This window comes from Proteus sp. G2609, assembly GCF_963896135.1.
GTDB classification, from domain to species: domain Bacteria; phylum Pseudomonadota; class Gammaproteobacteria; order Enterobacterales; family Enterobacteriaceae; genus Proteus; species Proteus mirabilis.
In genome coordinates, this window is the sequence record NZ_CAWQNB010000019.1 from 20,891 (window position 1) to 38,171 (window position 17,281).

The window sequence follows — 17,281 nt, forward strand, 5'->3', positions numbered from 1 at the left end:
TTAACGACCAAGCTAGTATGTTACATGGTAAAAGGCGCTACTGAAATAGCGCCTTGAAAGGAAGTGAGGATTTTAGTTAGATTTTAGTGCGTCTAAGTAACGTTCTGCATCTAAAGCAGCCATACAACCTGTACCAGCTGAGGTAATGGCTTGACGATAAATATGATCCATTACATCACCTGCGGCAAAAACACCTTCAATAGATGTTTGGGTAGCATTGCCTTGCGTACCGGATTGAACTTTAATGTAACCGTTATCTAAGGCTAATTGATCTTCAAAAATTGCCGTGTTAGGGCTATGACCAATAGCAATAAAGACGCCCATAACCTCTAGCTCTTCGGTTTTATCACTTTTCGTATCTTTTAAGCGCACTTTAGTGACACCCATATCATCACCTAACACTTCATCTAAGGTACGATCGGTATGCAAAATGATATTGCCATTCTTAACTTTGTCCATTAAACGGTCAATTAAGATTTTTTCAGAGCGGAATGAATCGCGGCGGTGGATTAGGTGCACTTCTGAGGCGATATTTGCTAAATACAGTGCTTCTTCTACGGCAGTATTACCGCCACCGACAACAGCAACTTTCTGGTTACGATAGAAAAAGCCATCACAGGTTGCACAGGCAGAAACACCACGGCCTTTAAATGCTTCTTCAGAAGGTAAACCGATATAACGTGCTGATGCCCCTGTTGCAATGATCAAGGCATCACAAGTATATTCTTGTTCATCACCAAATAGGCGGAAAGGTCGGTTTTTCAGATCGACTTTGTTGATATGGTCAGAGATAATCTCGGTATTAAATTTTTCAGCGTGCTGAAACATGCGATCCATTAAACCAGGACCAGTTAATCCTTCAGGGTCGCCAGGCCAGTTTTCAACTTCAGTTGTGGTAGTGAGCTGTCCTCCTTTTTCAACACCCGTAATCAGCACGGGTTCTAGGTTAGCTCGTGCTGCATAAACTGCTGCAGTATAGCCGGCAGGACCTGAACCTAAAATAATAAGTTTGCTATGTTTGATGGTGCTCATGGATACCTCATCTTTGATTAGGCTTGATGCGAATTGAGCGATTGTAGGAGAAATAAGACGTTAAAAAAAGCCAAGAAAGGGAAATAGCGATAATATTTTAACTATTTTAGCAATAGTTAATAGTAATATAGTTTAATAATTATAGAGTTATATTGCGTTAACATCATCGAATTAACCTGAAACATTTTGCTTTACAATTGCTGTTTATCTTGCATATATAGACAATAACATAGCGCCTTGTTCTGATTTTTGCTCATTTGCTTTGACAATCCGCTGTACATTTGCGAAAACATGACTGTAAAAGATAATTATCCTCAGACGTAATAGGTATTATTTTTAGACAGACAGGGTATAGGATAGTGCTTTTGCAAGATGAATAGATAAGAATTTGGATAAAATGATTGTTTTATCTGGCATTAAATAAAAATAGATTGGTAGTTTGCTCTGACCGTTTGATACCGAGGTCTCAATATGATGCTGAAGGTGTACAGGTATGGGTATAGGAAAATAAAGTAAGAGAAAAAGAGAAAGAGAGTATAGAGATGATTGATAATAAAAAACGTCCGGGTAAAGATCTTGATAGAATAGACCGGAATATTCTAAATGAGCTTCAGAAAGATGGTCGTATCTCAAACGTTGAGCTGTCTAAACGCGTTGGTTTATCACCAACTCCATGTTTAGAGCGTGTACGCCGATTAGAACGCCAAGGATTTATTTCTGGTTATACTGCGCTATTAAACCCCCATTACCTAGATGCATCTCTGTTGGTATTTGTGGAAATCACATTAAACCGTGGTGCACCAGATGTCTTTGAACAATTTAATATGGCTGTTCAAAAACTTGAAGAGATCCAAGAATGTCATTTAGTTTCTGGTGACTTTGACTATCTGTTGAAAACTCGTGTACCTGATATGTCTGCTTATCGTAAATTATTAGGCGAAACGCTATTACGTCTTCCTGGTGTAAACGACACCCGCACTTATGTGGTGATGGAAGAAGTAAAACAAAGCAATCGCCTAGTGATTAAAACACGCTAAGCCTGCTAATAGGTTAGTGCAAAACAGGATAAAGTTAGGTACACTCCTGTTTATGTATACAGTTTCAACGCTGGGTTATCTCAGCGTTGTTCCGTTTAAACCTTAAGTGAAACCTGGAGAGCCCTCTTTGAGCCAGGAATATACAGAAGATAAAAATATTCGTTTTACTAAGATAAGTAACCGCCGTCGTATTTGGGAAGCCCTTCTTATTTTGATAGGCATTGGTGCTATCTTTTTAATGATTTCTTTACTGAGCTTCCATCCAGCCGATCCGAGTTGGTCACAAACCACGTGGAATGAACCTATTCAAAACTTAGGTGGCAATATTGGTGCATGGCTTGCTGATATCCTTTTTTCAGCATTTGGCTTGCTCGCTTATGCAATCCCTATTGTGGTGGTATTTGGTTGCTGGAATGCATTACGTCATCAAAAAAATCGTGAATACACAGATTTTTTCTCCCTTGCATTACGTACAATTGGTGCCTTGGCTCTGGTTCTTACATCTTGTGCGTTAGCTGATCTTAATTTTGATGATATCTACAATTTTAGCTCTGGTGGGGTGATTGGTAGCTTATTTAGCAAGGCATTGCTACCTTGGTTTAATATGCTAGGTGCAACACTGGCGCTACTATCAGTATGGGCGATAGGCTTTACGCTATTTACTGGCTGGTCATGGCTGACGATTACCGAAAAGATTGGTGCGGTTATCTTAGGTGCGGTTGCTTTTATTACTAATCGTGGTCAAAAAGATATTGACTATGATGATTATGAAGAACCCGCCGATCCTGCTCAGGCAGATCCCGAGGCGCTGGTGGATAACAACACCCAGCCAGAACATCAACTTTCTGCGCAAGTAGAGCCAGATAGTGATGATATTCTCTTTTCTGCACCTTCCGCCCTTGAGTTAGCGCGTCAGCAAGAAATGGCGATCACGCCACAACATGATGATATAACTGAAACTCCAGAAGTTGCTAGCGGATCTGCAACCCCAACGATTTCAGCCACAGAGACGGTTATCGCTGAGGAGCACGAGAGCAAAGAGCGTGCAGAGCATATTGTTGATAATCAACAACCGACGCATGCCACAACCCATGATGCAGAAGTAACACCGCCATCCATTATGGCTACTCATGACGCTAGCCCAGTCACTGAGCCTGAACCTGAACACTATCGCTTTGAAATACCATCGGCATTTCTTAAGCAACAAGCGCATTCCTCTGACTCTATGGCAGACAATGGTGTCGTGACAGAAGAAGTACCGACAACCATGCCATTGACGGAAAACAAACCTATTGAGACAAACGAAGTGCCAATTGTCTCGCAAAAAACAGCGGCGGATAATAGCGACCATAGTGCATCATTATTTACGCCATCTGCTACATCAGCTACATCAACAGATAGCAATTCAGCTTCATTAACTCAAACAGCCGCCGGTGTTGCCAGTGTGGCAACAGCAGCAATAGTCAGTCACGGTGCACAAGTTAAACAAGGATTAGGGCCTGAATTACCTCGACCAAATCCTGTACGATTACCAACGCGTCGAGAGCTTTATGGTATTCGTATCCCATCACAACGTGAGGCGGAATTACGCCGCCGTGAAGAAGCGCTTCAACAAGATCATGAAGACGATTTAGCGGATATACAAGAGCAGGCTAATTTCGAACAATCGTTACGTCAGCAATTTCTTGAGCAACAACGTGAGCGCTATGGTGAGGATACATCAGCAACACAAAATGTTGAGCCAACCATCACGATGTCATCAGCGACATCTAGCTCGCAGTCAACCTATGACGAGTATGACGAGTCTGATAATCAACCTTTCATTGATACCCATACCTTTTCTGCGCAAGAAACAGAAGAGGAGAGTGATGAGTATGAACAACACCTCGCTGAGCAGTTTAAGCAACAACTGCAAGAACGTTACGGTGAGGATGTTTTACAGGATGAAGATGACGAGGTATTGCCATCAGTCACGACTGGAGCATCCGAGACGTCAGCCTCGGCACAAGGGTATCATCCCCATATTCAGCACTCTTTTGCGTCTCAATCTACCCCTGTTACTCAACAGACTGATAACAGCACTCTTTATCCTAACAGTGATGCATTCTTACAAGTATCACCTCGTGATGATGAAGAAGAGGAATACACACCGACTATCGAGTTACAAGAAAATCTTGATGCATTAGGCTCGTTATCACCGGTGGATGATTTGTTAGATGAAGAGCCTGCAGAGCCTGTTTTTACGCCGATGGTAACCCCTGCAGAGCCAGTATCTTCTGTATCTTCTGTAGGGCAAACACCTATTGAGCCTCAAGCACAGATGGCTCAACATTTTGCACAGCAACAGCAACAGCAACAGCAACAGCAACAGCAACAGCAACAGCAACAGCAACAGCAACAGCAACAGCAACAGCAACAGTCATTAATTCATCCGTTATTAATGCGCAATGATAGGCCGTTACAAAAACCAACAACACCAATGCCATCACTTGACTTATTAACCTCTCCTCCTATGGATGATGAACCTGTTGATATGTTTGAGCTTGAGCGTATTGGTAAGTTAATTGAAGCGCGTTTAAATGACTACCGTGTTAAAGCAAAAGTGGTTGGTATTTCACCGGGACCGGTGATCACCCGTTTTGAGCTAGAGCTAGCGCCAGGTGTAAAAGCTGCACGTATTTCAAATCTATCCCGCGACTTAGCGCGTTCACTTTCCACGACGGCAGTGCGTATTGTTGAAGTTATACCGGGCAAACCTTATGTTGGGCTTGAGTTACCAAACAAAAAACGCCAAACCGTCTATATGCGTGAACTATTAGATAGTGATGCATTCCGTGACAGTCGTTCACCATTAACTGTGGTACTAGGGAAAGATATTGGTGGGCAACCTGTGGTTGCTAACTTGGCTAAAATGCCTCACTTACTGGTTGCTGGTACTACAGGTTCGGGTAAATCTGTTGGGGTGAATGCGATGATCATCAGCATTCTCTATAAAGCGAAGCCAGAAGATGTACGCTTTATTATGATTGACCCGAAAATGTTGGAATTATCGGTTTATGAAGGTATTCCGCATCTGTTAACCGAAGTGGTGACAGATATGAAAGATGCTGCGAGTGCTTTGCGCTGGAGTGTCGCAGAAATGGAACGCCGTTATAAATTAATGTCCGCATTAGGGGTACGTAACCTTGCAGGCTATAACGAAAAAATTAAAGAAGCGGAAGCCATGGGGCGTCCAATTCCAGATCCACTATGGAAACCTTCTGACAGCATGGCACCTGAGTTGCCTATGTTAGAAAAAGAGCCTTATATTGTGGTCATCGTCGATGAGTTTGCTGATCTAATGATGACCGCGGGTAAAAAAGTGGAAGAATTAATTGCTCGCTTAGCACAGAAAGCACGTGCGGCGGGAATTCACTTAGTATTAGCCACTCAGCGCCCTTCAGTGGATATTATTACTGGTTTAATTAAAGCGAATATTCCAAGTCGCATCGCATTTACCGTATCGAGTAAAATCGACTCGCGCACTATTTTAGACCAAGGTGGTGCCGAATCCTTGTTAGGTATGGGTGATATGCTTTATGCCCCTAATGGCTATATGCCAGAGCGTGTACATGGTGCATTTGTCAGCGATGATGAAGTACATGCGGTTGCAACAGACTGGAAAGCACGTGGCCGACCTCAATATATTGAAGCCATTACCAAATGTGGTGAAGAAGGCGAAGGTGGCAATGGTGGTGGTTATGATGATGGTGAAGAGCTTGATCCGCTATTTGATCAGGCCGTAGAATTTGTGGTTGAAAAACAGCGAGTCTCCATTTCCGGTGTACAGCGTCAATTTAGAATAGGCTATAACCGTGCAGCCAGAATTGTTGAGCAGATGGAGATGCAGGGTATTGTCAGTGCACCTAATCACAATAATACGCGTGATGTATTATCACCACCGCCAGCAGAAATGTAAGATCTTGAAAACAGAGTTATCAGCGCTTAAATCAGCATGATAATCTAATAAATATCACTATAACTTATACGCCGACATGATGTCGGCGTAATCTCAGTCAGAGGCGTGTTGAATGAAAAAAGTATTACTCACAGTCTGTGCTATCGCGTTGTTTGGTAGCCAAGCCGCTTGGGCGGATGCTCGTCAAGACTTACAACAACGTCTTAATAAAGTGAATAGCTTTCAGGCTAACTTTAGTCAAACGGTTACCAGTAACGAAGGTGCGTTAATTCAAAAAGGGGAAGGACATTTAAAAGTACAGCGTCCTGATCTGTTTAATTGGCAAATGACGGCACCGGATGAGAGCACACTAATTTCTGATGGTAAAACATTGTGGTTTTATAACCCATTTGTCGAACAAGTGACGGCAACTTGGTTAGAGAGTGCCACAACGAATACCCCTTTTATGTTGATTGCGCGTAATGATAGTAAAGAATGGCAAAATTACGATGTTAAGCAAAATGGTGATCGCTTTGAATTAACCCCTAAAACAGAGAACAATTTAAAGCACTTTTCTATTACCGTTTCACCTAATGGTCAAATCCAACAATTTGCGGCTACAGAGCAAGATGGGCAAGTCAGCCAATACCAATTAACGGCACAAAAGGTCGCCCCCATTGATGCATCAGCGTTCCGCTTTACACCACCCGCGGGTGTGACGGTGGATGACCAACGCTAGTGAGGCTATTTTGAGTAATTTATCACTCGACTTTTCACAAAATGAATTTCAACCTCTGGCCGCGAGAATGCGGCCTGAAACATTAGAACAGTATATTGGGCAGAAGCATCTACTCGCTGAAGGTAAACCGCTACCACGGGCGATAAAAGCAGGCCAATTGCATTCAATGATCTTATGGGGGCCTCCGGGTACAGGAAAAACCACATTAGCTGAAATTATCGGGCGCTATGCCCAAGCGGATATAGAAAGACTTTCTGCGGTGACGTCAGGGATCAAAGAGATCCGGGCCGCCATTGACATAGCGCACCAAAATAGAAATGCGGGGCGTAGAACCATCCTATTTGTTGATGAAGTTCATCGTTTTAATAAAAGCCAACAAGACGCTTTTTTGCCACATATTGAAGATGGCACTATCACTTTTATTGGTGCAACAACGGAAAACCCTTCTTTTGAATTAAATTCGGCACTGCTATCACGTGCACGAGTTTACCTGCTACGCTCATTGACAGAAACAGACATTGAACAGGTATTACAGCAAGCATTAGATGATACTGAACGTGGATTAGGTGGGCGTAATATTATTTTACCTGATAATACACGCAAAATGATTGCTGAATTAGTCAATGGCGATGCGCGCCGTTCACTCAACCTGCTTGAAATGATGGCTGATATGGCAGAAGTCGATAGCCAAGGCAAACGAACGCTAACAGCGGAATTACTAAAAGAAATTAGTGGTGAACGTAGCGCCCGTTTTGATAATAAAGGTGATCGATTTTACGATCTTATCTCTGCCTTGCATAAATCAGTACGTGGCTCGGCACCTGATGCTGCACTTTATTGGTATGCTCGTATCATCACTGCGGGGGGAGATCCACTGTATGTTGCTCGTCGCTTACTGGCTATTGCTTCAGAAGATGTTGGTAATGCAGATCCGCGTGCTATGCAAGTTGCCATCGCTGCATGGGATTGCTTTACGCGGGTAGGCCCAGCAGAAGGTGAACGTGCGATAGCACAAGCGATTGTTTATCTTGCTTGTGCGCCGAAAAGTAATGCCGTGTATACCGCTTATAAAGCCGCACTGGCAGATGCGAAAAGTAAACCTGATTATGATGTACCTGCACATTTACGTAACGCCCCAACACAATTAATGAAAGAGATGGGTTTAGGTGCAGAGTATCGCTATGCTCATGATGAACCTAATGCTTATGCGGCAGGAGAGGTCTATTTTCCTGCTGAAATGGCACAAACGCGTTATTATCACCCTGTTAATCGAGGGTTAGAGATCAAGCTTGCTGAGAAATTAGACTGGCTTTCTCAGCAAGATCAAAATAGTGTGACAAAACGCTATCGCAAATTGTAAAGATGCGGTAAGGTTATTCAATCATTAGTAATTTTTTTAACTACCCCTTATCTCAGGTATCTTCGCGATAGGTAAACAAGAGAATGATAGGAGATAAGGTTTTTATTAATCTATCAATAAGCACAGGATAAGCATGCTCGATCCAAATCTACTGCGTAATGAGCTAGACGCGGTCGCCGAAAAACTGGCTCGCAGGGGGTTTACCCTCGATGTGGAAAAAATTCGTCAACAAGAAGAACGCCGTAAGGTGTTACAGGTTGAAACAGAATCCCTGCAAGCAGAACGTAATTCCCGATCGAAGTCTATTGGTGCTGCTAAAGCGCGTGGTGAAGATATTGAGCCACTTCGTCAGGAAGTTAACCAATTAGGTGAAAAACTTGAAGCGGCAAAAGCGGAATTAGATAAACTGCAAGCCGACATTCGTGACTATGCGTTAACTTTACCGAATCTGCCTCATGACTCTGTGCCTAATGGTAAAGATGACAGCGAGAACGTTGAAGTATTTCGTTGGGGTGAACCAAAGACTTATGACTTTGAATTAAAAGATCACGTTACTCTAGGTGAACTCACAGATGGTTTAGATTTCCCATCTGCCGTGAAAATCACCGGTTCACGTTTTGTTGTGATGAAAGGTCAAATTGCACGTTTACATCGTGCGATCGCCCAGTTCATGCTGAACTTGCATACAGAACAACATGGCTATCAAGAAATGTATGTGCCTTATTTAGTTAACCATGCCACTTTATATGGCACAGGACAGTTACCTAAATTCAGTGGTGATTTATTCCATACCAAACCACTTGAAGAAGAGTCTGAAAGCCAATATGCGCTGATCCCAACAGCAGAAGTACCTGTTACCAATATGGTTAGAGACGTTATTCTCGAAGAAGACGAACTACCATTGCGAATGACTGCACATACGCCATGTTTCCGCTCAGAAGCGGGCTCTTATGGTCGTGATACACGTGGTCTGATCCGTATGCACCAATTTGATAAAGTAGAGTTAGTACAAATTGTACATCCTGAAAAATCAATGGATGCATTAGAAGAGCTAACTGGCCATGCAGAGAAAGTGTTACAATTGCTCAATCTGCCTTACCGTAAAGTGGTACTTTGTACAGGTGATATGGGCTTTGGTGCACGTAAAACCTATGACTTAGAAGTGTGGGTACCGGCACAAAATACCTACCGTGAAATTTCTTCATGCTCTAACTGCTGGGATTTCCAAGCACGCCGTATGCAAGCACGTTTCCGTGCTAAAGGTGACAAGAAAACTCAACTTGTGCACACTTTAAATGGTTCAGGTTTAGCTGTAGGGCGTACTTTAGTCGCCATTATGGAAAACTATCAAACCGCTGATGGTCGTATTGAAATTCCAGAAGTTTTACGTCCTTATATGAATGGCCTTGAGTATATTGGTTAATAAAAACGTAATTACTCAGTGGCTATAATATTAAAACCCCCTACTAAACAGGGGGTTTTTTAATGGTATAAAAAGTATCAAAAGACTAGTGGTGGTAATTTCTATTAACCTTTTAACCTGAGTATAATTTTATTAATGTTTTATATTCTGGCTATATACTAGCTTCAGTATCTAATACCTCAATGAGGTTGAGATAAGTAAGGCAACAAAGAGAAAAATACTTCTATTTTTCTTTCATTTGTCATGTCAACAAAATCGTCCATTGCAATTTCTATAAAATCAATGGTGTTATTATCAATAGTGAATTTATACATTAAATGGCCACTCCAACTGCGATGAACATAGACACAGTTTTCTATACTATATGAAAGCCATTTATCTTCCATACATGCAGGTAACCAGCCGTTTAGTATATTTTTTTTAGCATCATCAGTTAGGGAATAATTAATATGATGAATCAATGGAGTTTTTTCAAAATACTTTAGGTTCTTTAATATTTCTTTATTTATCATTCTTTATCCCACAAATAATAATTGTTATTACAGACTACCTAAATGGACTTAAATGATCAAAAGAAACATATCATTTTTCTCTTTGATACAGATGAAGGGTGACATTATTAATAAATAATAGCAGGTAGTTTTTTACTGATGATTTTTTTAATAAAAGAGCGTTTTATTGCTCTTAATATTATTTAATAACAGTTATCAGGTGCAGAAAAAACAGATGATTATTAAAAAATTCTTACTAAAATAAGTGAGATTAAATAAAAATATAATGCAATTCGCTATTGGTTAAACTGATCACAGCAGATCATCTCTATACTGCTACATTAAAATTATCGCTCAAGTTAATTTCAATTATCTTATGACGTTTCTATTTATTTAGAACCCTACTAAAGAGCCTATTGTATGATAATTTCTAAACAGCAGTTACACCAATTAATCAAAAATAAGTTACATAATGCAGGACTGAATGAAAACCATGCAGACATTGTTGCCGATGTATTAGTTCATGCTGATATGAAAGGAATTCATTCCCATGGTGCTGTACGTGTGGAATATTATGCTGAGCGCATTAGTAAGGGAGGAACAAATACGCATCCTAAGTTTACTTATCAAGAGACAGGACCTTGTAGTGCGATTTTTGATGGTGATAATGGTGCTGGACATGTTGCTGCTAAGCAGGCCATGGAGCACGCGATTAATATGGCACAAGAGAAAGGCATTGCTGTTGTTGGGGTTAGACGTATTGGTCATAGTGGGGCGTTATCCTACTTTGTAGAACAAGCCTCTGCATCTGGAATGATTGGTATTTCACTTTGCCAATCGGATCCTATGGTAGTGCCATTTGGTGGCTCTGAAGTTTATTATGGCACTAATCCTATCGCTTTTTCAGCCCCGAGTGCAGATGATAAACCTATTACCTTTGATATGGCGACGACGGTGCAGGCATGGGGTAAAATTCTCGATGCGCGGGCTAAACATAATGACATTCCTGACACATGGGCGGTAGATGAAGCGGGCAAACCAACCTGTGATCCCTTTGCAGTAAAAGGTTTATTACCTATTGCGGGGCCAAAAGGTTATGGCTTGATGATGATGGTCGATGTATTGTCCGGTATTTTATTAGGGTTACCCTTTGGTAAACATGTTAGCTCTATGTATCATGATTTGACACAAGGTCGTGAATTAGGTCAGCTCCACATTGTGATTAATCCAGCCTTTTTCACTGATGCTGATTTATTTAAAAAACACATTTCTCAAGTAATGGCTGAGTTAAAGAGTATTAAGCCTGCAGTCGGTTTTGAACGGGTATTATATCCTGGGGAAAATAGTCAGCTTGCAGCGCAGAGAAGCGAAAAAGAGGGGATAGAAATCGTTGACGAAATTTATCATTACTTAAATTCTGATGTATTATTTAATCAATCTTATGATAATAAAAACCCATTTGCCAGCTAAGTTATATTAATAAAAAAACAGCCATCCATTAATTAGGCGGCTGTTTTTGGGTTATCCAAAATTATAAAATATTTAACTGACTAATTTACCGATATTCGATTCTGCGGTTTTATTTAAAGAAACTTTATTCCCACCATCACCATTATTGTCATTGTTATCAGTATGGTTATTAGTCATATTACCCATATTTTTCTGATAGAAAATATGGCGATATGATCCATACATTGCAGTAAAAGAGAGTGGAATAGTGATAAATAAGCCTAATCCAAATGGGATAATACTCAAGCCAATAATGATGCTTAACAGCACAAAGAATAGAAAGCCACCAAATAAGTTGTTTTTAACCGCCATAAAACTGGCTTTAACGGCAGGGATAGCTTTATAGTCATTTACTAAAATTAAGGCAGGGGCAAACCAATAAGAGGCAGTACTGATTAAGCTAAAAATGATAATAATGATAGAAGAAAACGTAATTGGTGTCAGGTTATCAGCCAATAAGCCTTGAATATAGTAGGTTGGTGCATCATTAAGAGCGGCTTGAGCAACTTCCATCAATAATGAACCACTGATTAATAGTGCTAAAATAAAGCCTGCTAAGATAATAAGCACACTAATACCATAAGCACCCATGATGCTAAGGTAGCGTTTGTTCTGGAAACCAGAAAATAAATTATCCAAATTTAGCTGACCAGTCTCATATTGCTGATGGGCTATCATCATAAGCCCGGCAACTAATACAGCTGAAATAAACGGGGAGATAATCGGCCCAATAAGTGGGATAAATCCAAGGATAGATGAGATAATTAAGTTAACAAGAAAGTAAATAATTACAGCGCCTACCCACATAAAAAAGCGCTCTTTAACTAAATCCCATCCAATACCTAACCACTCGGTTGCCCCTGAAGCACCTCTTTGTAGAGGAACTGGCGTAAACACCTCTTCTGGCTCCGTAAGCGATGAACTATTATCTTGTTCCATTTTTTTCTCTGCCTTAAAAATAATTAATTGTTTATAAATATAACTTTTTATAATTCATATCATATCTTTTTATTTTGTAATTAATCAATACTATTAAACTAAAGAATGCTTAAGGATAATCTTAGAAACTTCTAAATGACCATTAGAATGAGTAACAATTTTATATTGTCAGAATTAACTGCAATGGTCGTTATTAAAAATATCTTTATTTGAGGTATGGAAAACAATATTTTTTAATTTAGTGGCTGGCGCTTTCTCAAAAGAACATGCCGCAGGGAGGGGAAAACTTGATGGCAGTTTTACATAAAAAAAGCAGTACATTGTGCACTGCTTTTTAAAATGGGGGTGTATAAAAGCTTAATACATCACTTTATGACCATAAGATGCAATAATTGCTTTAACATTTTCCATCGTCTCTTTTGACGGTGGATGAATACCATCGAGTTTATACTCTTCTCCTAAAGCAACCCATTTATGTTTACCTAATTCGTGGTAAGGGAGAAGCTCGACTTTTTCGATATTTTTCATATCTTTTATAAATTCGCCTAAACGATGAGCAGAATCATCATCATCAGACCAACCGGGCACAACTACGTAACGTATCCAGGTTTTTTGGCCTCGTTTAGCTAAATAGCGGGCGAATTCCAGTGTACGTTGGTTAGAAACACCAACCAGTTTTTGGTGAATGTCATCATTCACTTGTTTTAAATCCAGCATGACTAAATCAGTCACGTCCATTAATTCATCGATGACAGGATCATAACGGCGTACAAAACCGTTAGTATCTAAGCAGGTATGGATATTTTCTTTTTTACAAGCACGGAACCAATCACGTACAAATTCTGCTTGTAAGATAGCCTCACCACCAGAAGCAGTAACGCCACCACCAGAGGCATTCATAAAGTGACGATAAGTCACTGCCTCTTTCATTAATTCATCAACTGTGACGATTTGCCCACCATGAGTATCCCATGTGTCACGGTTGTGACAATAGAGGCATCTCATTAGGCATCCTTGGAAGAAAACAATAAAGCGTATTCCGGGACCGTCAACAGTACCGCAGGATTCAAATGAGTGGATACGACCAAGTACGGACATAACAGGGTTACTCCAAAACTGTCTAGATAAAAAGGCCCCAAAGTAGGGGCCTTTATTCTAAGCGATTTTATCTACTTTCTCAGTAAATAAATGCATGGGTTATCAAATTACATTGTTTGAGTGAATGTACGAGTGATAACGTCTTGTTGCTGCTCTTTAGTTAATGAGTTGAAACGGACTGCATAACCAGAAACACGGATAGTTAATTGAGGATATTTCTCAGGATCTTCCATTGCTTCTAACAGCATTTCACGATTCATTACGTTAACATTCAGATGTTGGCCACCTTCGATATCCGCTTCATGATGGAAGTAACCATCCATCAGACCTGCAAGGTTTGCTTTACGAACATCATCATCTTTACCTAACGCGTTAGGTACGATAGAGAAGGTATAAGAAATACCATCTTTCGCGTAAGCAAATGGCAGTTTAGCAACTGAAGTTAATGAAGCAACTGCACCTTTTTGGTCACGGCCATGCATTGGGTTAGCACCTGGTCCGAATGGTGCGCCAGCACGACGACCGTCTGGAGTGTTACCTGTTTTCTTACCATACACAACGTTTGAAGTGATGGTCAGAATTGACTGAGTTGGCACTGCGTTACGGTAAGTGTGCAGTTTCTGAATTTTCTTCATGAAACGTTCAACTAAGTCACAAGCGATATCATCAACACGAGAGTCGTTGTTACCAAATTGTGGGTATTCACCTTCAATGTTGAAGTCTACGGCTAAACCGTTTTCATCACGGATTGGTGATACTTTTGCATATTTGATAGCAGACAGTGAGTCAGCCGCAACAGATAGACCTGCGATACCACAAGCCATAGTACGGTATACGTCACGGTCATGAAGTGCCATCAGTGCTGCTTCATAGCTGTATTTATCGTGCATGTAGTGGATAACATTCAGTGCAGTAACATACTGAGTTGCTAACCAATCCATAAATTGATCCATACGGTTCATCACAGTATCAAAGTCTAACACTTCGTCCATGATAGGTGCGTGTTTTGGACCTACTTGGATTTTCAGTTTCTCATCCACACCACCATTGATGGTATACAGTAAGGTTTTAGCTAAGTTTGCACGAGCACCGAAGAACTGCATTTGTTTACCCACAACCATTGGGCTAACACAACATGCAATTGCATAGTCATCACTATTGAAGTCAGGACGCATTAAGTCATCATTTTCGTACTGGATTGAAGAAGTATCGATTGAGACTTTAGCTGCATATTTTTTGAAATTAATAGGCAGTTGTTCTGACCATAGGATAGTCATGTTTGGTTCTGGTGAAGGACCCATGGTGTACAGGGTATTTAAGAAACGGAAAGTATTCTTAGTTACCAAAGTACGACCATCTAAACCCATACCACCTAATGATTCTGTTGCCCAGATTGGGTCACCAGAGAATAATTCATCATACTCAGGAGTACGTAAGAAACGAACCATACGTAATTTCATGACTAAGTGGTCAATTAATTCCTGAGCTTGTTCTTCAGTCAACAGACCTGCATCGAGATCACGTTGGATATAGATATCTAAGAAAGTAGATACACGACCGAAGGACATTGCTGCGCCGTTTTGAGATTTAACAGCGGCTAAGTAACCGAAGTAAGTCCATTGTACTGCTTCTTTCGCATTTTGAGCTGGGCGAGAAATATCACAACCATATTTCGCAGCCATTTCTTGGATTTGACCTAATGCAGCGTGCTGCTCTGCGATTTCTTCACGCAGTTGGATAGTCATTTCCAGATCTTCACCTTTTTCCAGTTTTTCTTGTAAAGAGGTGAATTGAGCGAATTTGTCTTTACGTAGGAACTCGATACCGTAAAGTGCAACACGACGGTAGTCACCGATGATACGGCCACGACCATAAGCATCTGGCAGACCAGTTAAGATACCTGATTTACGGCATTTTAAGATGTCTGGAGTATAAACATCGAATACACCTTGGTTGTGTGTTTTACGATATTCAGTAAAGATTTTTTTCAGCTCTGGATCTAGCTCACGGTTATAAGCGTGGCAAGAACTTTCAACCATACGGATCCCACCGAATGGGATGATTGCACGTTTTAGAGGTGCATCAGTCTGTAAACCGACGATTTGTTCTAAATCTTTTTCGATATAACCCGCATCGTGTGAAGTGATAGTTGAAGCAACAGAAGTATCAAAATCAACCGGCGCATGAGTGCGGTTTTCAATTTTGATGCCTTCCATAACTTGTTCCCAAAGTGTATCAGTTGCTTTAGTGGAACCTGCTAGGAAAGATTCGTCGCCTTCATATGGAGTATAGTTTTTTTGAATAAAGTCACGAACATTAACATTGTTCTGCCATTCACCTTCAGAAAAACCTTTCCATGCTTCAGCAAATTTTTCATTTAAATCAGACATGATACTTCTACCTTTTTACAATGGAACTTAAGAAATCAGTCATAACTGCACGGATTAATGTTTATCGCCGCGCAGATGCATTAACCAGTATACCAGACCGACTAGGACTGCTCCGCCGATAATATTACCGATAGTGACTGGCAATAAATTATCAACGAGGAAATTTGATACTGTTAGATTTGAAAATTGTTCTGGTGATGCACCTACTGTAGTCCAGAATTCTGCCGGTGCAAAATTCTTAATTACAATACCTAAAGGAATAAGAAACATGTTAGCGATACTGTGCTCAAAGCCACTCGCCACAAACATACCGATAGGTAAAATAAGTGCAAAGAGTTTATCAATTAAAGTTCGACCTGCATAACTCATCCAAACTGCAAGACAAACCATTAAATTAGCTAAAATACCTAAACAAACTGCTTCAATAAAGGTGTGCTCAACTTTATGCTGTGCAGTTTGTAATACATTCAGACCCCATAACCCATTAGCTGCTGCATATTGACCTGCAAACCACATTAAGGCAACAAAGAACAGGGCGCCAATAAAGTTACCAATATAGACATTTATCCAATTAGCGAACATCTTAGCCCAAGAAATACGTCCTGTCGCTTTAGGAATAATGGTGAGTACAGTTGAAGTGAATAAGTCTGCACCACAAACAACCACGAGCATTAAGCCTAAAGAGAAACAAATTCCTCCAACGAGTTTAGCGAGACCAAATGGAACAGATGCGGTGCCTGTAGTCGCTGTAATATAAAAAACAAACGCAATTGAAATAAACATTCCCGCAGTAAAAGCAGATAAGTAAGTTGTTGGGATATGTTTGTTTGCTTTATAACAACATGCATCATCGGCAACTTTTGCCATATCAGCAGGTGATAATAAATTAAAAGGGCTGTCAGCTTTCATACTAACACTCTCTTATATGTTGGAATAATTATAGCACGCAATAATAGTAGCAAAGGGTCTTACTCCTAAAGTTGATATGGATCATAGTCGCTTATGAGAGACGCAATTTTAGTACGTAAAAACCGGCTAAATTAACTATAATTATTTGATTAATAACAAGAAAAAATTTTTTAAATTTTATCAAAAAATTTTAGCCTGGCTGGATAAACAAAGTAAAAAGTAAATATAACGTATTATTTATTTCTATTAGCGTTAACAGATAAAAATAAAATTTAACGCTCCATTTACTTTTGCGCTAAATATAAACATTACTTTATTTGTGGGTAATCTAATTGATTACGCCAGCCTTAAAACCATTATAAAAATACGGTTTTTAAATTTTTGAGATCTAGATAAACAATTAGCAATTTAAACTAT

Annotated in this window: 12 protein-coding genes; 6 read left to right on the top strand and 6 right to left on the bottom strand. The window is 40.2% G+C overall.

Going from position 1 to position 17,281, the window contains the following annotated elements; all coding sequences use genetic code 11:
* Positions 1-72: 72 nt before the first annotated feature.
* Positions 73-1,032: a thioredoxin-disulfide reductase gene (gene trxB, locus AACV01_RS05155; protein WP_004247618.1), complete on the bottom strand. Its 960-nt coding sequence runs from the start codon at positions 1,030-1,032 to the stop codon at positions 73-75.
* Between the two features lie 542 nt (positions 1,033-1,574).
* On the opposite strand from trxB, the gene lrp reads away from it, so the two are divergent.
* The 5 genes from lrp (at position 1,575) to serS (ending at position 9,528) form a co-directional block, all read left to right on the top strand.
* Positions 1,575-2,069, top strand: coding sequence for a leucine-responsive transcriptional regulator Lrp (gene lrp, locus AACV01_RS05160; RefSeq protein WP_004244566.1), 495 nt, complete (start codon positions 1,575-1,577; stop codon positions 2,067-2,069).
* A gap of 127 nt (positions 2,070-2,196) precedes the next feature.
* Positions 2,197-6,027 carry a DNA translocase FtsK 4TM domain-containing protein gene (locus AACV01_RS05165; protein WP_161682527.1) on the top strand — a complete coding sequence of 1,277 codons (3,831 nt, stop codon included), beginning with the start codon at positions 2,197-2,199 and terminating at the stop codon, positions 6,025-6,027.
* A 112-nt stretch (positions 6,028-6,139) separates the two neighbouring features.
* Positions 6,140-6,745 (top strand): outer membrane lipoprotein chaperone LolA, encoded by a 606-nt coding sequence (lolA, locus tag AACV01_RS05170; RefSeq protein WP_004244569.1) that lies wholly within the window; start codon positions 6,140-6,142, stop codon positions 6,743-6,745.
* 10 nt (positions 6,746-6,755) lie between these two features.
* A complete protein-coding gene (locus AACV01_RS05175; protein WP_012367706.1) occupies positions 6,756-8,105 on the top strand; it encodes a replication-associated recombination protein A in 1,350 nt (449 codons plus the stop codon).
* A gap of 133 nt (positions 8,106-8,238) precedes the next feature.
* Positions 8,239-9,528 carry a serine--tRNA ligase gene (gene serS / locus AACV01_RS05180; RefSeq protein ID WP_004244571.1) on the top strand — a complete coding sequence of 430 codons (1,290 nt, stop codon included), beginning with the start codon at positions 8,239-8,241 and terminating at the stop codon, positions 9,526-9,528.
* A gap of 179 nt (positions 9,529-9,707) precedes the next feature.
* On the opposite strand, the gene AACV01_RS05185 is transcribed toward serS, so the two are convergent.
* Positions 9,708-10,040: a hypothetical protein gene (locus tag AACV01_RS05185; RefSeq protein ID WP_046335160.1), complete on the bottom strand. Its 333-nt coding sequence runs from the start codon at positions 10,038-10,040 to the stop codon at positions 9,708-9,710.
* Positions 10,041-10,439: 399 nt separating this feature from the next.
* Between AACV01_RS05185 and allD the strand changes: the two genes are divergently transcribed.
* Positions 10,440-11,489, top strand: coding sequence for an ureidoglycolate dehydrogenase (gene allD, locus AACV01_RS05190; protein ID WP_161682529.1), 1,050 nt, complete (start codon positions 10,440-10,442; stop codon positions 11,487-11,489).
* Positions 11,490-11,561: 72 nt separating this feature from the next.
* Here the strand turns inward: allD and AACV01_RS05195 are convergent, their stop codons facing one another.
* From AACV01_RS05195 to focA, 4 genes are all read right to left on the bottom strand, one after another.
* On the bottom strand, positions 11,562-12,467 hold the full coding sequence (locus tag AACV01_RS05195) for a BPSS1780 family membrane protein (RefSeq protein ID WP_004244574.1): 906 nt from the start codon (positions 12,465-12,467) through the stop codon (positions 11,562-11,564).
* 357 nt (positions 12,468-12,824) lie between these two features.
* Positions 12,825-13,565, bottom strand: a complete 741-nt coding sequence (gene pflA / locus AACV01_RS05200; RefSeq protein ID WP_004244575.1) for a pyruvate formate lyase 1-activating protein — start codon at positions 13,563-13,565, stop codon at positions 12,825-12,827.
* A gap of 107 nt (positions 13,566-13,672) precedes the next feature.
* The gene (gene pflB, locus AACV01_RS05205) at positions 13,673-15,955 is read right to left on the bottom strand and encodes a formate C-acetyltransferase (protein WP_004244576.1); all 2,283 of its coding nucleotides are present in this window, start codon (positions 15,953-15,955) and stop codon (positions 13,673-13,675) included.
* A 54-nt stretch (positions 15,956-16,009) separates the two neighbouring features.
* Positions 16,010-16,864 carry a formate transporter FocA gene (focA, locus tag AACV01_RS05210; RefSeq protein ID WP_004244577.1) on the bottom strand — a complete coding sequence of 285 codons (855 nt, stop codon included), beginning with the start codon at positions 16,862-16,864 and terminating at the stop codon, positions 16,010-16,012.
* Between the last annotated feature and the right edge of the window lie 417 nt (positions 16,865-17,281).